A 19,062-nucleotide genomic window follows, 5' to 3' on the forward strand; every position below is an offset into this window, starting at 1 on the left:
GAAAGAGGGGAAATTTCATGCAATTACCTGAAAACAATCAAACCCATGAACTGCAAAGAACGATGAAGTCCCGCCATCTGTTCATGATTTCGCTGGGCGGAGTCATCGGTTCAGGTTTGTTCTTAGGATCTGGTTATACGATCAGCCAGGCAGGGCCGACAGGAGCAATTCTTTCGTATATCGTCGGCGGTTTCATAATGTTTTTAACCATGCTTTGTCTTGGTGAGTTATCTGTCGCCATGCCAGTATCGGGATCGTTCCAAACTTATACTACTAAATTTATTGGACCGGGGACAGGATTTGCTCTTGGTTGGTTATATTGGTTAGGCTGGGCTGTTACTGTTGCTCTTGAACTGCTATCAGCAGGACAACTGATGCAGCGTTGGTTTCCGCATGTAGATGTTTGGGTATGGAGTGCAATTTTTGCCATCGTATTATTCGCTCTAAATGCTTTATCTGCTAAAGCTTTTGGTGAAGCAGAATTTTGGTTCTCAAGTATAAAAATTTTAGCTATAATCATGTTTATCGCACTAGGCGGCGCTGCCATGTTTGGCCTGATTCATATGAAAGGCGGACATGCTGCCCCATTCTTATCGAACTTTACAGCTCACGGTATAATGCCGCACGGCTTTACTGCTTTAATAATTACCATGATTGCAGTTAACTTCTCGTTCCAGGGAACCGAATTAATCGGGATTGCTGCCGGAGAAAGTGAAGAGCCGGAGAAAACCATTCCAAAATCGATTAAACAAACAGTTTGGCGTACTCTATTCTTCTTCGTGTTAGCAATCTTTGTCGTGGCCGGGTTAATTCCAATGGAAAAAGCAGGTGTGGTGGAAAGTCCGTTTGTTGTGGTATTTGACAGCATCGGTATCCCATATGCTGCTGATATTATGAACTTTGTAATCCTAACAGCTTTACTTTCTGTAGCAAACTCAGGTCTTTACGCTGCAACCCGGATGTTGTATGCAATGTCAAAGGAAAAGATGGCCAGCCCTGCTTTAACAAAAGTAACCAAGAATGGTGTTCCATTTAACGCGCTTGTATTAACACTTGGGATTGCATTACTATCTTTATTATCAGGCTTTTTTGCTGAAAAAACTGTCTTTGTTTGGCTTTTGTCAGTAGCTGGTTTAGGAGCACAGGTAGGCTGGATTTCCATCACTGCTTCACAAATTGCCTTCCGCCGTAAATATATCCGTGAAGGCGGTAAAGTGGAGGATTTGAAATTTAAAACACCACTATTCCCAATCCTGCCAATTATTGCATTAACTTTAAACGTTGTGGTATTGTCCAGCTTGGCATTTGACTCAGAGCAACGCTTGGCATTGTATCTTGGTGTTCCATTTGTTATCGCCTGCTACCTGATTTATCATTTTAAAATTAAAAAGAACCGCGAGCAGGACGGAACAGAAGAGCAAGAATTACAACTTCAAAATGATAAAAAAATGGTTATTTAATTCTTATAACGCTTGGGCTTCGAAGCGTTTTTTCGTGGATAATCTTTTAAAATCGCCAAATACTACTTATGAGGTGATATCGATGGGAAAGTGGAATGAGCAAGCTGCACCTAATAACAATTTACATCCAAAAACAATCAAGACAAGTAACTTGGTGCAGAGTGACACGGGATATGGATTTTCCGAGGAATTGTCAGATGGCGGCGAACGTGATGAGTATATTGAGCGTCAACAAGATGATTTTAAAATGAAATAATGGACATAGGGAGTGGCGATTTTTTTAAATCGTCACTTTTTTAGCTAATAAGTATAAACTTTCTGTCGAAAGCTTTATACTTAACGCATAAATTCAACTACGCCTCTGTCTTCGTCCTATCGGACTCGCAAATCGGCAAGTTTTTATTTATCTAAAAACCCTTTACAAGGCAAAAATTATCATGTAGAATTTCTATATACCTAATAAATCTAGGTAGGTGAAAAAATGTTTAACCGCGAACTGGTAAAGGGAAGCACATCGTTAATCTTATTACAATTATTAAACGAACGCGACATGTATGGATATGAGCTGGTAAAGGAATTAGAGCAGCGCAGTGAAAATGGTTTGAGTGTAAAGGAAGGGACGTTATATCCCGCGCTCCATAAGCTAGAAAAGCAGGAATATATTGAATGCTATTGGCAGGAGCAAGAGAAGGGACCGGCCCGTAAGTATTATCGCATCACTGAAGCTGGAAAAGAAGTGCTCGCAGAAAAAACACGAGAGTGGCAGGACTTTGTAAAAGTAATGAATAAGGTTATTGGGAGATCGAAGCATGGAACAGCTGAAGAATAAGTTTCTTAATGAATTGTCCCAAGAACTCGGTACTCACTATGATAAAGAAAATATTCTTCGAGAATACGAGACCCATATTGATGAAATCATCTTAGAATCCTTTGAAGAAACGGATCATGGGAAGCTCGAGGACCTTTTATTCACAAGGCTCGGAAGTCCAGAAGAAATAGCTGCCGCTTGGCAGGAAGAACTTTCCGTCACTCCAAGCAATATGAAATGGCTATTCATTCTCCTCAATATTATTTTTTTTGCAGGAGGCAGTTTTCTGACGCTTATACATAATTTGTACCAATGGTCGTGGCTGACATCAATTTGGAATCATCTAACATCCATTCCCGCTTTAATTGCCTTCTTGTATTTGTTTTTTTGGGCATTATTGGGGTATGAAATGGGCAGAGGCTTTGGACATGGCGGACGAAAGCTGCTCAGAAAAACATTTCTTTTATCGCTCATTCCTAATTTAATTTTAATGATGTTAACTGTTTTCGAAATCATACCACATTCATGGTTTGCTCCTTTATTAACGAAAACATTTATTATTGCTTGTATCATTTTTACGATATTTCTGTACCCAATAAGTATGCTTGGCTATCGATGGGGGAGGAAAGCGTCGATATAAGCAGTTTTTTTTGCAATATTACCTAGAAATACGATGTATATAGAAAAACAATGTAAAAGAGGGATGAATATGGAAAGCAAAATGGCAAAAATGGATTGGTTGTTTTTAGGTTTGTGCTTATTGCTTGGGATTTTGGCTGAAGAATCATTTTTCCGCGGGCAAATAGGGATTTCATATTTGGTGTTTCTTTTCGCGTTTTATGTGGTCTTTTTTTGGCGGTACCGGCGCTTTTCGTTTACCCACCAACGATTCGGTTACCTGGTTCTATGCTGCATCTGGCTTCTTGCCGCAAGCTACTTTTTGAATGATAATATGTTTTTTAATGTATTAAACATTATAGTGATACCTGCACTAGTTGTTTTTCATATAGTCATTGTAACAAGTCCGAAAAGTATGCAGTGGAATAAAATTTGGTTTATACCTTATTTGTTTTTTAGACTGTTAGATGCAATCAAATATAATGCGGCAATGACTAAGCTGATTGGAAGCGGTGTAAAACGAGGTGTGGATGAAGATAAATTTATCATCTGGAAAAAGGTTTTCATCGGTATTCTGATCTCAATCCCAGTCCTATTTGTGGTCTTAAGTCTTCTTATGTCGGCGGATACCCAGTTTGAACGGATTATGGGCGGTATTCCGAATTGGTTTAATGCATTTGATGCGGAAGGCATGATAAGGTTAATCGTCATTCTCATTTTTACTGCAGCATTCTTTGGGTTTATGCAGGTCTTGATTAAAAAGCAAATTGAGGTGATAAAGCAGCCTGAGTTCCAACAGGGCTTGAAAGTGGATGCGATTATCACCATAACAGTTCTTTGTTTAATTAATATCGTTTATCTAGTATTTACCGTAGTTCAGTTTAAATATTTCTTCAGCGGAACCCTTCAGGGTGATTATACCTATGCCGAGTACGCTAGAAAGGGTTTTTTTGAACTGTTATTTGTCACCATCATTAATTTATCGATCATTGTGGTTGTGTTGACTTTCGTGGGCTTGACATCTCATTTTATAAAAAGATTTACGCAAATCCTGCTGACACTTTTGGTGTTTTCAAGTGCTGTGATGCTATGCTCCGCGTTTATCAGGCTAAGTATGTATGAAGATGCGTATGGATTTACCTTTATAAGAGTCATGGCACACTCGTTTATGATATTTTTAGTGTTTATTTTTACCTATACATTGGTGAAAGTTTGGATAGAGCGGCTGTCGTTATTTCATTTTTTCTTTATTTCATCCTTACTTTATTACACAGTCATGACGGTGATCGATCCTAATCAAATTGTCGTAAGTAAGAACCTCGACCGGTATGAATTAACAGGCAAAATTGATGTTCACCACTTTGACAGCCTGTCCTATACCGGTGTTCTGGGGTTAATCGACCTTTACGAAAAAGATAAGAATATTGAAAGTTTGACGCAAATTTTAGAAGTCAGGCAGAAGGAGGCCCTAACAGAGGATGCATCTTGGCAGTCCTATAATTTAAAAAGAGAGCAGGCATTTATGGAGCTAAGAAAGCTTAATTTCAAATAAGACGAAAACCGGGCTGGGAGGCCCGGTTTAGTTTTAGTAAATTTTCTATTAGTTAATGAACAATTTAATTAATCGCCATTAAACATATCAAAAAGACCGCGGGCGATGCTGCCTTCATCCTTGCTGCCGCCTCGTGCTGGTGCTGCAGCAAATACCCGGCTTGCCAGCCTGCTGAATGGCAGCGACTGAATCCAAACTGAGCCAGGGCCGCGCAAGGTTGCGAAGAATAAGCCCTCGCCGCCGAACAATGCAGTTTTAACGCCTTTTACAAACTCTATATCATATTGGACATCACGAGTCATCGCCACTAGGCATCCAGTATCAACCCGTAAACTTTCACCGTGACCGAGCTTCTTTTCAATAATGGTACCGCCTGCGTGAACAAACGCCATTCCGTCGCCTTCGAGCTTCTGCATGATAAAGCCCTCGCCGCCGAAGAAGCCGACGCCAATTTTTCGCTGGAACTCAATGCCGACCTGAACACCTTTTGCCGCTGCGAGAAATGCATCCTTTTGACAGACAATTTTGCCGTCAAACTGACTTAAATCCATCGGAATGATTTTTCCAGGGTAAGGGGAAGCAAAGGATACATGGCGTTTGCCTGCACCTGCATTCGTGAAGGTTGTCATAAATAAGCTTTCACCCGTTAACACGCGTTTTCCCGCTGAAAACAGCTTGCCCATCAGGCCGCCGCCACTACCGCCAGAACCATCACCAAAAATGGTCTCCATCTGAATATCGTCATCCATCATCATGAAACTTCCCGCTTCTGCGATAACTGTTTCCTGCGGGTCCAGTTCCACCTCCACAAACTGCATATCATCACCGTAAATTTTAAAATCAATCTCGTGGTTATTCATAACGGATTCCTCCACTTTTAAAAATTAACACCTATCTATATTTTAAAGGAAATAGGAAAAAAGTGCTAATCTTATCAAGGGACAAAATAAAAAAGACGCCTGAAAGATCAGGCGTCTTTGCGTATTGCGGCGAAAAAACCACACTCCACATTGTGTGCTCCTAGAAGGAATGTTTCTCGTCTTATGCAATTCAGCTCATCGCTATGCTATTGTACCATAAACGAAAAAAGAAAACAATTGTATATTTTTTAGCTAATAAGAATAAAATTTTTCCAAATTTTATTCTTAACGCATAAATTCAACTACGCCTCATGAACCGTCCTATCGGACTCGCCAATCGACGAGTTTTCATTTAACAATTACTATTGATTATATTTATCTATTATTGTATATTCAAATAATCAGATATACAAAAATATGTGATAAGAAGGGTGAGTATGTTTACAGATAAAAGATTCCATCATTATTCTTTAAAGAGTGTACCAAAGGATCTGCTCTCTGGGTTGATTGTCGGGGTGATTGCGATCCCCCTTGGTATGGCCTTTGCCATTGCTTCAGGAGTGAAGCCAGAGTATGGAATCTACACGACCATTGTTGCCGGGATTCTTATCTCCTTATTCGGCGGCTCCAAGTATCAAATTGGCGGCCCAACAGGTGCATTTATTCCGATTTTGTTCGGAATCGTCATGACGTATGGCTATGAAAACCTGCTGATAGCGGGTTTCATGGCTGGAGTAATCCTTGTCTTAATGGGGGTATTTAAGCTTGGTTCGCTGATTAAATATATCCCAAGGCCTGTTACCATCGGCTTTACCGCAGGTATTGCGGTAACCATTTTTACAGGACAGATTGCCAGTTTCCTAGGTTTAGAGGGCATCAAAAAGCATGAGGAATTTATTTTAAACATTAAGGAAATTGTTGTGCACCTTGGGTCTACGAATATTTTCAGTATTTTAACAGCAGCGATCTGTTTGGCAACGATTATCATATCACCTAAAATCGCGCCAAAGGTACCGGGCCCTTTAATCGGTTTAGTCGTATCAACGGCTGCCGCTTCCTTGTTTTATCCTGGACAGGTAGCAACCATTGGTACGGCGTACGGTCAAATTCCTAGTACTCTGCCCGCACTGCATCTGCCTGAGCTAAATATGGATATCATCCTAGAATTGATTAGGCCAGCCTTTATTATTGCCATGCTCGGCGGGATTGAATCGCTTCTTTCTGCCGTGGTCGCAGATGGGATGACGGGCAGTCGTCACAACAGCAATAAAGAGCTTGTCGGGCAGGGTATTGCCAATATGATTACGCCATTATTTGGCGGGATTCCAGCGACAGGTGCCATTGCCCGGACAGCAACAAATATAAAAAATGGAGCAGTTTCACCGTTATCAGGGATTTTTCATGGAATTGTGGTTCTGCTTGTGTTAATCTTTTTTGCACCATATGCATCGTTTATTCCTCTTGCCAGCATGGCACCGATATTAATGGTCGTTGCTTGGAATATGAGCGAGCGAAAGGTTTTTGCCCATATTTTTAAAACAAAATCAACGGACTCACTTGTTCTTGTAGTCACATTTTTATTAACAGTCTTTGTGAACTTGACCGTGGCGGTGGAGGTAGGATTGGTCATGTCAGCCATTCTGTTTGTCAAACGGATGAGCGACGTGATGATTACGGCCAAAGCGCTGCCGAACCCGCAAACCAATCGCGCCAAGGTGGAAACTGGGATGGTGACCGATACACATGACTGTCCGCAGATTAGCATCTTTAATATTGAAGGACCGCTGTTCTTTGGTGCAGCCCTTACATTTGAAGAAACGATCATGAATACCATTAATTATCGTCCGAAGATTCTGTTGTTGCGGATGGGCAGGGTTCCATTTATGGACACAACCGGGGAAGCGAATTTGGCAAGTATTGTACGCCACTTTTCCAAAAATGGTATAGTATTAATATCAGGAATAAATCCGCAGCCGGAAAGTGTACTGAAAAAGACGGGGTTATACGAGGTTGTAGGCGATGAACATTTCTTTGCCCATACAGGTGAAGCCATTCAATATGCTTTAAAGGAAATAAATCAAAACAAATGCCTGGGCTGTAAGCATTTTGCATTTAGAGAATGTAAGAAGCTTTCCGGTACTGAGGCAAAAGAGGGAAGCAGACAGAAATTAACGGCTACCTTCTAGTTTTGTAGTAAAGGTGATGATGAATTGAATTTAGAAATGCAGCGGTTTAAAGCAGAATTTTTTAAAGCTTTGGCTCATCCATTAAGAATTCGTATTTTAGAAATTCTCGCTGAGGGAGAAAAAAGTGTCAATGAAATTCAGACACTTGCGGGTAGTGAAGGCTCGGCTGTTTCACAGCAGCTGCAGGTACTAAGGGCGAAAAACATTGTTACCGGCACCAAGGATGGAAACAAAGTTATTTATACATTAAAGGATTCCATGATCATTGACCTCTTAGCAGTAGCAAGACAGATTTTTAACAATCATTTGGTCAATACCATCACTATATTGGATAAATTTAAAGAAGAGGAAGAAGTACCAGCAGTTACGCCGAAGAATTGAATTCTTCGGTTTTTTCTATTTAAATAGTAAACCTGTCACGACTTTTCCAAAAGGACAGCCCAAATATTTTTCTTCAAAAAACGACATATGATTCTTGTTTTCCTCCTTACCTGATAGATTAATATGCAAATTATTATTGTGAAAATAATAAAATATCATGGGATTGGCGAAAATGATGTCAGTTTATGTCGTCTTGCCCTTTCTTGACATACCTACTAAATAATGATAAATTGTAAACAGCCGTTGCACGAGATTAGATTTATGTAATATGCTTGATCAAGGTTTTGACCGAAGTTTGGATGAAGTAATGAGTAAAGCTATCTGCGTTGTAATTTGGTGAATTTTACACATGGCTTTTTTCAAGCCAATAGGAGGATTTTTTTTTATGAAAAACGGTAAAGTAAAATGGTTTAACTCAGAAAAAGGTTTCGGATTCATCGAAGGAGAAGACGGAAACGACGTATTCGTTCATTACTCTGCAATCCAAACTGAAGGTTTCAAAACTTTAGAAGAAGGCCAAGAAGTTTCTTTCGAAGTAGTTGAAGGAGCTCGTGGACCACAAGCTGCTAACGTAACTAAGAAGTAATTTTATCAAACTAACTATAACAGTCCGGTACTTGTGCCGGACTGTTTTTTATTGTCTCCGCACACAATGGATATTATCCCCCCAGCTTCCAAAAAACATAACCCATTTCCAAGGCCAGCCTGCTATATATTTTGCTATAATAATAGTATTGTATAAACGTATTTAAAACATGGAGTGATGCAGATGAAATTTATTCATACCGCTGATTGGCATTTAGGGAAATTGGTACACGGCGTTTACATGACGGAAAATCAGCGCGAGGTTCTACACCAATTCGTGGACGTAGTAGCGGAGGAGAAACCAGATGCAGTTGTCATTGCCGGTGATCTTTACGACCGTTCTGTTCCTCCTACCGATGCCGTTGAACTTCTCGACGAAATCCTTTTAAAAATAAATGTTGAATTGAAAACCCCGATTGTGTCCATTGCCGGAAATCATGACAGCGCGGAGCGCCTTTCGTTTGGCAGTTCATGGTACAAGCACAGCCAATTTTATTTATCAGGCAAACTAACGAACAGCTTTGATCCAGTCCGCATTAACGGGGTAAACTTTTATCTCGTACCGTACGCAGAGCCCGGGGTCGTACGCCAGCTTTTAGGGGATGATTCCATCCACTCCCATCAAGAAGCTATGAAAGCGATGATTGGCAAAATCGAAGAAACTTTAAACCCGAATGAACCAAATGTTTTGGTTGGACATGCTTTTGTTTTAGGCGGAGCTCAATCCGATTCTGAACGAATCTTATCCGTGGGCGGCTCAGGGTGCGTCGGCGCAGAATTGTTTGAACCGTTTTCTTATACCGCATTGGGCCACCTTCACAGCCCTGATGCTATTAACCACGAAAAGGTTAAATATTCTGGCTCTCTGTTAAAATATTCTTTTTCCGAAGCCAAACAAAGAAAGTCTATTTCCATCATTGAAATGGATGAGACGGGAAACTTTGAACACCGTTATCGTTCTCTTACTCCTTCACATGATATGCGTGAGATTGAGGGATATCTCGAACAACTGCTCGACCCGCAATTTTATGAGAAAGAACGGACCCAAGATTATTTAAAAATTAACCTATTAGATGAAGGTGCTCTTATTGACCCTATCAACAAGTTGCGCCAGGTTTACCCGAATGTGCTTCATTTAGAGCGGAAAATTGAGATGACAGATTTAAAGAAAAAACAATCCTTCAATGCCCTTCGGAGCGAGAAAAAGTCGGAGATAGATTTGTTTGAACAATTCTACAACGAGATGACAACGTCTGAATTTACAGTGGATAAAAAAGAAGCCATGACAGAAATCATCGATAAAGTGTTGAAGGGGGCAGTCGCAAAATGAGACCGTTGAAATTAACGATTAAAGCATTTGGCCCTTATGCTGAAACGGAAGTAATTGACTTTGCGGAACTGGGAAATCGGACGATGTTCGTCATATCCGGAAAAACGGGCGCTGGAAAAACAACGATTTTCGATGCGATTAGCTATGCTATTTACGGTAAGGCAAGCGGCGAGGATCGTAACGGTCCCGAGCTTAGGAGCCAATTTGCCAAGGATGATTTGTTGACCGAGGTTTCACTAGATTTTTCATTAAGAGGCAAGGTCTACTCCATTACCCGCTCGCCACAGCAGTTGAAACCAAAAGAAAAAGGTGACGGCTACACTTCAATCGGCGCTAAAGCCGAATTATATATGTGGGACGCCGAAGGGGAGAAAAAGCTGCTAGCCTCCAAAATCAGCGATGTCGAGGAAAAAATTAAAGAAATCATGCTGATAGATGCCAATCAATTCCGGCAGATTTTAATGATACCTCAAGGCGAATTCCGCAAGCTGCTAACATCGGACAGTAAAGATAAGGAAGTCATTTTGCAGCGGCTGTTTCATACGCAGCTTTATAAAATGGTTGAGGATAAGCTGAAAGAGGAAGCGAACGAGCTGAAAAAGTCCGTTGAAGACCAAGTACAGGCTAGGAATGAAGCCATTCGTCGGATTCAAGTAGTGACCAATGATGAACTACGGGAATATGTTACTGCCGGAAGTGATAATGACACTCTCATCATGCCGCTATTAGCAGTGGAAATTGCCGGTATGGGGGAATTATTGGGGCAATTGTCCGAAGAATTAAAGGAAAAGGTAAAGCAGCAAGATGCACTTAAAGGCAAGCTGTTTGAAGCAGAAGAGACGCTCAAACAACTGCAGAAGAAGGAAGAACTTAAGGAAAAGAAGGCTCTCCTGGAATCTCAGGTTGATTTGTTCTTGGAAAAAGAAAGCCAGGTTCAGCGTGCCCAAAAAGCTGCCCTTTTAGCCAAACAGGAAGAGCTATGCCATCGTTTGAAGAGCGAATGTGATCGAATAAATGTTAATGTTGCTACACTAAAAGCGGAGGTAGGAAAATTAACTAGCAGCAAGGCACAGTCAGAAATTAGCCTTAAAATTGAACTCGAAAGAGAAGCAGACCGGCAAGCAGCGCAAGAGGAAGTAAACCGTTTAGTTAACATGAAAGAGGATGTTTATTCATTTGCATCTTTAATGAAAGAGGTTGCTAAGGTAGAAACCTCCTTGCAAACCGCAAGAAACAACCAGGTGACAACGGAACGTAATCTTGAATTAACAGAACAGCGGTTAAAACTCCTTCAGCAGCAAAAGGAAGAAATTGAAAAAGGCAAGCTGGCATTTGTTGAAAATAAACAGCTGGTTGAAAAACTGTTGTCTGAGCTTGAGCGTCTTGACAAATTTGAAAACTTGCTTGGCCGCCATCACAAGGCTAAACAGGAACTGCAAGTAATTACAGGGCGATATGAAAATACGGCAGCCAGATTTCAAGATGCAAAGGCCCTTGTGGAAGAACTTGAGCAAAAATGGCTGCATGGACAGGCTTCGCTTTTAGCCGCAAAATTGCACGAGGGGGAAGCTTGCCCAGTTTGCGGTTCTGAACATCACCCTGCTAAAGCCGTCCTGCACGATGGAAGTGTTCCTAGTGAAGAAGACATGAAGGCAGCTAAAGCACAAGCGGCCAAATGGGAAAAAGAAAAATCACTTGATGAAGCAAAGCTTTACCAGTGCCAGTCTGCAGAAAATACACAAAGGGAAACTTTAGAGGAAGTTCTAAAGGAAATTCGTGGTTACCGTGCTGAGTTCTCCGAACCTGATTTACCACTTCTGAAATCGGAGCTTACTGCTGAGAAAAATAGTCTGCAGGAAACGCAACAAAAATTAGCGGAAAAGATGAATAAGCTCGATTTGGTCAAAAGGGAACTGGAGAATCAGGAATTAGAAAAACAAAAGCTGCAAAAGGCGATTCAACTATTAGGACAAGAAGTTTCGGAACTGACAATTCAATATACTGAGAAGAAGACAATTCTGACGAGAATGATGAATACAATTCCGGAGAATCTTCGTTCTGAATCAACATATGAAAAGGCACTTACCGTTTCTAAAAACCGCTATGATGCGTTAATTAAACAGTTAGAAGAGGCACAACGGCATTTGCAATCCGTAAATGCAAAGCTTGCTGCCGAATCTGCGAGATTGCAGGACGCCGAGAAGCATTTTGATTCTAAACAGCAGGAATTAACTGCTGAACGTGAGATTTTTAAGAATAAATTGGTGGAACAGGGCTTCGAAAACTATAATGTCTATCATGCGTCAAAACTTTCTGATTCTGTGATTCACGGTCTCGAAGTAGAGATTCGCGGGTTTAGGGAGGAATTACGTTCAGTTTCCGACCGATTGAATGAATTAACGGAAAAATTAATGAATGTGAAAACTCCAGATTTGGACGGGCTTAAAAATGAGCTTGCGATAATTGACAGTGAAATAGCGGCGTTAAACCGCAATTATACGGACCTTTTTGTGAAAAAACGGGATAACGAGGAAATCTGCAACCGTGTTGAAAAATTAAATGAAAATATGAAGGCCCTTGAGGAACGGTATAAGCTGATTGGACATCTTTACGAGATCACGAAGGGCCAGAACAGTTTCCGGATTACCTTTGAACGGTATGTGTTGGCAGCTTTCTTGGATGATATTTTACAAGAAGCTAATCACAGATTGAGGAAAATGACGTCGGGCCGTTTCCAGTTGCTGCGAAAAACAGACCGTGCTAAAGGGAATGCTCAGAGCGGCTTAGAATTGCTGGTGTTTGACCAATACACAGGCCAGGAACGGCACGTTAAAACATTATCAGGCGGAGAAAGCTTTAAGGCTTCCTTGTCTCTTGCGCTTGGGCTGGCAGACGTGGTACAAAACTATGCCGGCGGGGTTTCGTTGGAAACAATGTTTATTGATGAAGGCTTCGGTACACTAGACCCTGAATCACTTGAACAGGCGATTGAAGCGTTAATGGATATCCAAAGCAGCGGGCGCTTAGTCGGAATCATTTCGCACGTTCCGGAATTGAAGGAACGAATAGATGCAAGACTTGAGGTTATTGCAGGCCAAGCCGGGAGCCGGACGGAGTTTGTGTTTACGAATTAACCAACAGCGAGTGGGGAAACCCACTCGCTATTTTTCGTATTTTTATAAATAGAAAAAGGTTAAACTACCATTAGTTTTTATAATGGCGGGAGGGATAACATGTCTGAGTTTTGTCCAATATTATGGCCGGAAGAGCCAACTCCGGAAAACTTAAAAAACTGCAGTGAGTGCGGTTTAGATAAGCATGGTTCGAGGATGGTATGGGGAGAGGGGAACCCGGATGCCCCGATTATAATTATCCTTGATAACCCAGGTGCACGTGAAGACCGGGAAGGTAATCCATTTGTATGCGGGACACGGCAAACACTACAAAAGGCTGCCAATGAAGTTGGTTTCACTATGAACGATTTGTATGTAACTTTTATTTTAAAAAGAAAACCGGTAAGAGCCTATGACAAAGAGCATGCGCGTGAAACATGCATGATACATCTTAAACAGCAGCTGGAGGAAAAACAGCCTAGGCTGATTCTTTGCTTTGGAAATGTAGCTGTTCAATCCTTTTTCGACAATCCGGAAGCAGAGGTAAAATCACTTCGTGGTACCATTCATGAAATTAAGGGTTATCCTACTGTAGTCGGCTATCATCCCTTAGCAGTCAGGCGCCGTCCTAATCTTTGGTCAGTATTTTTGGAGGATTGGAAGGTTGCTGCAGAGTACTACCATACAAAAAGCTGCACTCTTTAACAATAAAGAGTACCGTTAAGAGGTGCACGAACGCAATTTGGCATATTTATTTGCATGCGAATTGACGCATGCCTTTTTGTTGTCGTATCAAGGTTTTGAAGGGTGAATTAAAGAAGAATTGACAGATAATAAATAAGTTAAATATCAAGTGACAATACTTATTGTCAACGAAAAATTAGCGTCAAATTAAATGCCATTTCTATTACCAAAACCGGTTCCAATAGAGGTTCTTGGCTACCGAAATGAAGGAAACCCAGTGAGTTCGGTCGCCAATAGGGGTTCTTGGCTACCGAAATGAAGGAAACTCAGTGAGTTCGGTCGCCAATAGAGGTTCTTGGCTACCGAAATGAAGGAAACCCAGTGAGTTCGGTCGCCAATAGGGGTTCTTGGCTACCGAAATGAAGGAAACTCAGTGAGTTCGGTCGCCAATAGAGGTTCTTGGCTACCGAAATGAAGGAAACTCAGTGAGTTCGGTCGCCAATAGAGGTTCTTGGCTACCGAAATGAAGGAAACTCAGTGAGTTCGGTCGCCAATAGAGGTTCTTGGCTACCCGAAATGAAGGAAACTCAGTGAGTTCGGTCGCCAATGGAGGTTCTTGGCTACCGAAATGGAGGAAACTCAGTGAGTTCGGTCGCCAATAGGGGTGCTTGGCTACCGAAATGAAGGAAACTCAGTGAGTTCGGTCGCCAATAGGAGTGCCTGGCTACAGAAATGAAGGAAACTCAGTGAGTTCGGTCGCCAATAGGAGTGCTTGGCTACCGAAATGAAGAAAAGCCAATGAGCATGAGTTCGGTTGCTAATAAGGGTTCTTGGTTATCGAAATAAAGAAATCTTAATAAAACCTTCACAAATCACCGCTCTTGACCAAAACCAACCTTAAAATCGAATACTGTCCTGAATAACTAATCCAATAAGAACAAAGTCCTCGAAAACAGCCTAAGTAAAAAAGAGTGCTATTCAATAAAGCACTCTATTCTATGTTATTTTGTTGTCGAATTCTATGGCATTTGCTAAGCCGAAACAAGGTCATGCACCTCTAAAGTGAATCCTTTATCATTAATAAGCGCCGCTTTTTTTAGAATGCTAGGAAACCATATTTATAGTGTGATTAATATATATGAATGATCCCGCTTGATACATCAAGATCAACAGCATGCTTTCCAGACCCATGTGTACCATTGATGCTGTCTTTATCCTGGACCTTTTCTTTCAATGGCAAGTCGCATTTAATCACGCCGCTGTTAAACCCGGCATCTAATTTAAAATCAGCATCATCGGGCAGGTCAAGATTAACTAATCCTGAGCTGACATCCATTTTAACGGAATCCGTTAATTCATCAACTTGAACCGCAAGCTTCCCCGAGCTGACATCGGCTGCTAATGCACCAGAATAATGCTTAATGTCGAGAACTCCAGAACTGAGATCAAATATACCTTTATCAGCTTTAATAGTATGGATGTCTACTTTACCTGATGATACATCCTGATAAAGCTCTTTCACATCAAGATTGTTAAGCTTCATGTATCCAGATCCAATATCAACAGTTAATTTTTGTAAATGCATTGGTTTAGTTTTGGATTCCCCGGAAAAAGTTAAATATCCTGATCCAAGATCAATGGTCATATCTCTATCGTAATCCTGCGGAATGTAGATTTTTAGATTGCTTTTGTTATTACCCCAATTGAACCATGTAAACCATTTACTCTTTAGCGAAACCTCTACAGCATCCCCATTTTCTTTAACAGTCAGCTTTTGTTTACCTTCATAAACTGCCTTTAAATCTTGCCTGTCTTCAGGAATAATGGTTGTCTTGACACTGCCCACATCTATCTTGATTACCTTCGTATCATCGGTAATGTCAACTTGCCCATTATTTTTACCTGAACCAAATACATCGAATGTGTAGGATTGGTTAAAAACAATATATAAGCCGGTTATAACCAATAGTAGTATTAAAATTCTCTTCATTAAATTCATCCCCTTTTCCCTCATACATCTTCTATATATAGCATAAGAAATCCTTTGATTTTCCACGATGTACCAGGGATTTATTTTTACCTAAGACTTGAGGTGTATTTGATAAAAAAATTCTTTCAGTGGATGTTCTGATGTCTTTAGCGGTGGTTTCAGGTAATCTAGAGTAAGGGGGGACAAACCATGATAAAGGCGTTATTATTTGATTTGGACGGAACAATGTTGGACCGAGATGCCTCAGTTCAAAAATTTATCGGAAACCAATATGAGCGCTTCAAAAAATGGACGGGCCATATTCCAAAAGAAATTTACATATCTAGATTCATAGAATTGGATAGCCGCGGCTATGTTTGGAAGGACCGAGTGTATAAGGAATTGATTTCTGAACTATATATAAATAATATAAAATGGGAATTATTGCTCGAAGATTATTTGGGGAATTTTAAGAATCACTGTGTGCCATTTCCAAACATAATTAGTATGCTAGAAGTATTAAAGAAGAGGCGAATCAAACTCGGAATTATTACGAATGGCAAGGGCCAGTTTCAACTAGATAATATTCGAGCCTTAGGTATTGAAAAGTTTTTTGATACGATTCTTATTTCCGAATGGGAAGGGATTAAAAAGCCAGACCCCGAAATATTTTACAGAGCTTTACGTAAGCTGAAAGTTCTCCCTCAAGAAAGCATTTATGTTGGAGACCATCCCGAGAACGATGTCCAAGCTGCCCGAAACCTTGGAATGAAAGCAATTTGGAAAAAAGACACTCAATTGAATGAAGTTGAAACAGATTATATGATCGAGGATTTGCTTGAGATTCCAATTATCATTGATAACATAAATAATGAAAGGTGAGGATTAACATTACGAAGATTTGCATCGTACGACACGGGGAAACTGATTGGAACGCGATTGGACGACTTCAAGGAAGGTCGGATATCCCATTAAATGCGAAGGGTGTAAAGCAAGCCGAGGAAAGCGGCGAATTCCTTAAAAACTCGCAGTGGGACGTGATCATAACCAGCCCACTGCAAAGAGCAAAAAAGACAGCGGAAATCATCAATACTTATATAAATGTTCCTTTAGTTGTAATGGACGATTTTAAGGAAAAATCTTTTGGGGACGCAGAAGGAATGACCATTGAGGAAATAAGGGTGGCCTTCCCTGAGAGGAATTATACCAATCAAGAAAGTGCTGATGCACTGATTCAACGTCTAATGGGAGGGCTGGAAAAAATCAAACACAACTACGAGGATAAAAACGTTCTGCTAGTCGCCCACGGGGCAGTCATTAATGCCATTCTCGCCCATTTGTCTAATGGGGAATTAGGCTACGGAAAATCGCGGATTGATAACGCTTGTTTTAATGATATTCATTTTGAGGAAAATGGTTGGATAATTAAAGCTTATAATCGGGTTGAACATCTTTCTCATAATGAATAGTCGGTCGATAGTTTATGCTGCAATAAAAAAGAAAATTACTAAAAGGAATTAACTTTATGATACAAATAATAGACATGAAAAATTTAAGTCTAGCTAATGACTTATATAACCTGCAAAGGTCCGCTTATCTAGTGGAAGCTAGAATAGTAGGCTTTGATGATATCCCGCCTCTAAAGGAGAGCTTTGAGGAATTTCTGATTTCCGGTGAATCTTTTCTAGGCTTTTTTGAAATGGGGGAACTTACTGGAGCAGTTTCTTATGAAACCGAAGGCAAAGAACTGACGATTTGCCGAATGGTAGTCGACCCTAAACACTTCAGAAAGGGAATTGCCGAGAAACTTTTAAATGCTGTTGAGGACATTGACCAGAATATACAGGTATTTAAGGTTTCCACTGGTAAGGACAATCAACCTGCCAAAAATTTATATCAAAAAAATGGCTTCAAAATGGTGGAGGATATGGAGGCAGCCCCGGGCTTTTTCATTAGTCATTTTGAAAAAAGAAGACCATAACAGAAGAATTTAAGGAGGGGTGTCAAAAAGGTACCCCTTTATCAAACCGTTACGAACTCTTGTATAGTGCATCTTCTTTCATCAGTAGTTTCGTTGAATCTACCACCAGTGAATTTTGAAATGGTACTCCTCCAAAAAGCCTTGGCCGGTTCGTTCTTCTCGATTTGAGTGACTCGCCACTTCCCCGGGAAAAGAGTGAAAATATCATATGCGGCTAATTTTCCAAAGCCGTTCCCTGAATATTTGCGAATGATAAAGAATTCTAGAATTGTATTTGGTTCCGATTCTGTGGCACTTTCTACTAAAGCAAAGCCTATGAATTCTTCATCCTTTTTTATAAAAAAGGGATGATGGCTGGGACTGCTCCAATATGGTGTTAAATCGAAGGGCTTATATGCGCCATTTTCCTCCAAAGTGATAGCAGGTATAAATTGGCTGAATTCGTAAATATAAAATTGCATGAGATTATGCAAGATTTGTTCTTCTTCCTTTAAAACTTTCACTAGTTTAATCATATTTGTTCCTCCTAGTCTTAATACATATAGGATTTGACATGGCGGGTCGATATCCTTTTAAAATGAATTAAATAATTGTAATTCTTGAAGGGGTGATGGGATTGACGGGGCAAAAGGTGGGAATCGATGCAGGCGGTTCTCTAATAAAAATTGCTTTTCAAGAACGTGGTGTAATGCATTATAAAAAATATCCAATCGGTGAATTAGAGTCCGCTATTTCCTGGTTAAAAGCGGTTGCCCCGAATGTAATGGCTGCTTTAACAGGTGGAAGGGCTCATATTTTGCAGGGAAAATTTTTCCCAAACGGCACGATTGTTCCTGAATTTCAGGCAACCTGTGAAGGGGTCAGGCTATTTTTCCTTGAAGAGGGAAAGAAAACGCCGGATCCATATATCATTGTTAACGTAGGGACAGGAACTTCCTGGCATTTGGTAGATGGAGAAAGGTATGAACGTATACTCGGTAGTGGGGTTGGTGGTGGAACATTCATGGGGCTTGGCACGATTCTTACCAATGAGTCGGGCTTTCAGCATTTAACCGAAATGGCAGTCAAGGGACAGAAGGAAAATCTTGATTTACTTGTGAAAGATATTTATGAGTCTGACGAGCCTCCAATTAACGGTGACCTTACCGCGGCTAATTTTGCGAAAGGTTTGAATGTTAAGCATTGCGGTGCAGACAGGATGGCTGCTTTGACTAATATGATCGCCGAAACGATTATGCTATTAACGGTACAGGCTGCAGCCATACATCAGGTGAAACAAATCGTGTTCATCGGGAGTTCATTGATAGGAAATCCGTTTTTGACAGAGTCTCTTGAGACCTATATGAAGATGCTTGGATTACAGTCAATGTTTTTAAAAAATGGGGAGTACTGTGGTGCGGTTGGGGCATTACTATCAATTTAAATCGGGGCAGCTATTGAAATTATTAAATTGATGATGAAGTCTAAATTGACACGGGATAAGAGGAAAATGTCCTTCATTAGCCTAATGAAGGACAAAATCGGCTTTGAGAAAG

The 19,062-nt window shown here is 40.6% G+C and carries 18 protein-coding genes; 15 read left to right on the forward strand and 3 right to left on the reverse strand.

All coding sequences use genetic code 11. The features are described from left to right. Positions 1-17 precede the first annotated feature (17 nt). The 5 genes from QNN06_RS12650 to QNN06_RS12670 all read left to right on the forward strand — a co-directional run bounded on the left by QNN06_RS12650 (position 18) and on the right by QNN06_RS12670 (position 4,438). Positions 18-1,460 carry an amino acid permease gene (locus tag QNN06_RS12650; protein WP_217034082.1) on the forward strand — a complete coding sequence of 481 codons (1,443 nt, stop codon included), beginning with the start codon at positions 18-20 and terminating at the stop codon, positions 1,458-1,460. An 82-nt stretch (positions 1,461-1,542) separates the two neighbouring features. Beyond that, positions 1,543-1,716, forward strand: a complete 174-nt coding sequence (locus QNN06_RS12655; protein ID WP_213116026.1) for a hypothetical protein — start codon at positions 1,543-1,545, stop codon at positions 1,714-1,716. 225 nt (positions 1,717-1,941) lie between these two features. Continuing rightward, entirely contained in the window at positions 1,942-2,289 is a 348-nt protein-coding gene (locus QNN06_RS12660) for a PadR family transcriptional regulator (RefSeq protein WP_213116025.1), read from the forward strand. After that, positions 2,270-2,908, forward strand: coding sequence for an HAAS signaling domain-containing protein (locus QNN06_RS12665; protein WP_213116024.1), 639 nt, complete (start codon positions 2,270-2,272; stop codon positions 2,906-2,908). The genes QNN06_RS12660 and QNN06_RS12665 overlap by 20 nt, the downstream gene beginning before the upstream one ends. 69 nt (positions 2,909-2,977) lie before the next feature. Continuing rightward, positions 2,978-4,438: a DUF4153 domain-containing protein gene (locus QNN06_RS12670; protein ID WP_284037668.1), complete on the forward strand. Its 1,461-nt coding sequence runs from the start codon at positions 2,978-2,980 to the stop codon at positions 4,436-4,438. Positions 4,439-4,506: 68 nt separating this feature from the next. On the opposite strand, the gene QNN06_RS12675 is transcribed toward QNN06_RS12670, so the two are convergent. After that, entirely contained in the window at positions 4,507-5,298 is a 792-nt protein-coding gene (locus QNN06_RS12675; protein ID WP_213116022.1) for a TIGR00266 family protein, read from the reverse strand. Between the two features lie 437 nt (positions 5,299-5,735). On the opposite strand from QNN06_RS12675, the gene QNN06_RS12680 reads away from it, so the two are divergent. From QNN06_RS12680 to QNN06_RS12705, 6 genes are all read left to right on the forward strand, one after another. Then, positions 5,736-7,484: a SulP family inorganic anion transporter gene (locus tag QNN06_RS12680; RefSeq protein WP_284037669.1), complete on the forward strand. Its 1,749-nt coding sequence runs from the start codon at positions 5,736-5,738 to the stop codon at positions 7,482-7,484. Positions 7,485-7,508: 24 nt separating this feature from the next. Beyond that, complete coding sequence (locus QNN06_RS12685) at positions 7,509-7,865, forward strand: ArsR/SmtB family transcription factor (RefSeq protein WP_213116020.1); 357 nt, start codon at positions 7,509-7,511, stop codon at positions 7,863-7,865. 385 nt (positions 7,866-8,250) lie between these two features. Further along, positions 8,251-8,451, forward strand: coding sequence for a cold-shock protein (locus tag QNN06_RS12690; RefSeq protein ID WP_042463935.1), 201 nt, complete (start codon positions 8,251-8,253; stop codon positions 8,449-8,451). Between the two features lie 183 nt (positions 8,452-8,634). Continuing rightward, positions 8,635-9,780, forward strand: a complete 1,146-nt coding sequence (locus QNN06_RS12695) for an exonuclease SbcCD subunit D (protein WP_217034079.1) — start codon at positions 8,635-8,637, stop codon at positions 9,778-9,780. After that, entirely contained in the window at positions 9,777-12,914 is a 3,138-nt protein-coding gene (locus tag QNN06_RS12700; protein WP_284037670.1) for an AAA family ATPase, read from the forward strand. Before QNN06_RS12695 ends, QNN06_RS12700 begins: the two co-directional genes overlap by 4 nt. A gap of 99 nt (positions 12,915-13,013) precedes the next feature. Then, on the forward strand, positions 13,014-13,598 hold the full coding sequence (locus QNN06_RS12705) for a uracil-DNA glycosylase (RefSeq protein ID WP_284037671.1): 585 nt from the start codon (positions 13,014-13,016) through the stop codon (positions 13,596-13,598). A gap of 1,108 nt (positions 13,599-14,706) precedes the next feature. On the opposite strand, the gene liaG is transcribed toward QNN06_RS12705, so the two are convergent. Beyond that, positions 14,707-15,567 carry a LiaG family protein gene (gene liaG, locus QNN06_RS12710; RefSeq protein ID WP_284037672.1) on the reverse strand — a complete coding sequence of 287 codons (861 nt, stop codon included), beginning with the start codon at positions 15,565-15,567 and terminating at the stop codon, positions 14,707-14,709. A 189-nt stretch (positions 15,568-15,756) separates the two neighbouring features. On the opposite strand from liaG, the gene QNN06_RS12715 reads away from it, so the two are divergent. The 3 genes from QNN06_RS12715 to QNN06_RS12725 are packed head-to-tail and all read left to right on the forward strand — an operon-like array spanning position 15,757 to position 17,527. Beyond that, positions 15,757-16,428, forward strand: a complete 672-nt coding sequence (locus QNN06_RS12715; RefSeq protein WP_284037673.1) for an HAD family hydrolase — start codon at positions 15,757-15,759, stop codon at positions 16,426-16,428. Positions 16,429-16,436: 8 nt separating this feature from the next. Next, the gene (locus QNN06_RS12720) at positions 16,437-17,015 is read left to right on the forward strand and encodes a histidine phosphatase family protein (protein ID WP_213116888.1); all 579 of its coding nucleotides are present in this window, start codon (positions 16,437-16,439) and stop codon (positions 17,013-17,015) included. 56 nt (positions 17,016-17,071) lie between these two features. Further along, on the forward strand, positions 17,072-17,527 hold the full coding sequence (locus tag QNN06_RS12725; RefSeq protein WP_284037674.1) for a GNAT family N-acetyltransferase: 456 nt from the start codon (positions 17,072-17,074) through the stop codon (positions 17,525-17,527). Between the two features lie 41 nt (positions 17,528-17,568). On the opposite strand, the gene QNN06_RS12730 is transcribed toward QNN06_RS12725, so the two are convergent. Further along, a complete protein-coding gene (locus tag QNN06_RS12730) occupies positions 17,569-18,042 on the reverse strand; it encodes a GNAT family N-acetyltransferase (RefSeq protein ID WP_284037675.1) in 474 nt (157 codons plus the stop codon). Positions 18,043-18,137: 95 nt separating this feature from the next. Here QNN06_RS12730 and coaW point away from each other — a divergent pair, with 95 nt between their 5' ends. Beyond that, positions 18,138-18,950, forward strand: a complete 813-nt coding sequence (coaW, locus tag QNN06_RS12735; protein WP_284037676.1) for a type II pantothenate kinase — start codon at positions 18,138-18,140, stop codon at positions 18,948-18,950. Positions 18,951-19,062 lie beyond the last annotated feature (112 nt).

The sequence above is a fragment of the Neobacillus sp. 114 genome (genome assembly GCF_030127045.1).
In the GTDB taxonomy this organism is placed as follows: Bacteria; Bacillota; Bacilli; order Bacillales; family Cytobacillaceae; genus Neobacillus; species Neobacillus rhizophilus.

Coding starts and splice junctions, on each gene's coding strand:
- QNN06_RS12650 (WP_217034082.1), top strand. CDS start 18: ATGCAATTACCTGAAAACAATCAAACCCATGAACTGCAAAGAACGATG.
- QNN06_RS12655 (WP_213116026.1), top strand. CDS start 1,543: ATGGGAAAGTGGAATGAGCAAGCTGCACCTAATAACAATTTACATCCA.
- QNN06_RS12660 (WP_213116025.1), top strand. CDS start 1,942: ATGTTTAACCGCGAACTGGTAAAGGGAAGCACATCGTTAATCTTATTA.
- QNN06_RS12665 (WP_213116024.1), top strand. CDS start 2,270: ATGGAACAGCTGAAGAATAAGTTTCTTAATGAATTGTCCCAAGAACTC.
- QNN06_RS12670 (WP_284037668.1), top strand. CDS start 2,978: ATGGAAAGCAAAATGGCAAAAATGGATTGGTTGTTTTTAGGTTTGTGC.
- QNN06_RS12675 (WP_213116022.1), bottom strand. CDS start 5,298: ATGAATAACCACGAGATTGATTTTAAAATTTACGGTGATGATATGCAG.
- QNN06_RS12680 (WP_284037669.1), top strand. CDS start 5,736: ATGTTTACAGATAAAAGATTCCATCATTATTCTTTAAAGAGTGTACCA.
- QNN06_RS12690 (WP_042463935.1), top strand. CDS start 8,251: ATGAAAAACGGTAAAGTAAAATGGTTTAACTCAGAAAAAGGTTTCGGA.
- QNN06_RS12695 (WP_217034079.1), top strand. CDS start 8,635: ATGAAATTTATTCATACCGCTGATTGGCATTTAGGGAAATTGGTACAC.
- QNN06_RS12700 (WP_284037670.1), top strand. CDS start 9,777: ATGAGACCGTTGAAATTAACGATTAAAGCATTTGGCCCTTATGCTGAA.
- QNN06_RS12705 (WP_284037671.1), top strand. CDS start 13,014: ATGTCTGAGTTTTGTCCAATATTATGGCCGGAAGAGCCAACTCCGGAA.
- liaG (WP_284037672.1), bottom strand. CDS start 15,567: ATGAAGAGAATTTTAATACTACTATTGGTTATAACCGGCTTATATATT.
- QNN06_RS12715 (WP_284037673.1), top strand. CDS start 15,757: ATGATAAAGGCGTTATTATTTGATTTGGACGGAACAATGTTGGACCGA.
- QNN06_RS12725 (WP_284037674.1), top strand. CDS start 17,072: ATGATACAAATAATAGACATGAAAAATTTAAGTCTAGCTAATGACTTA.
- QNN06_RS12730 (WP_284037675.1), bottom strand. CDS start 18,042: ATGATTAAACTAGTGAAAGTTTTAAAGGAAGAAGAACAAATCTTGCAT.
- coaW (WP_284037676.1), top strand. CDS start 18,138: ATGGGATTGACGGGGCAAAAGGTGGGAATCGATGCAGGCGGTTCTCTA.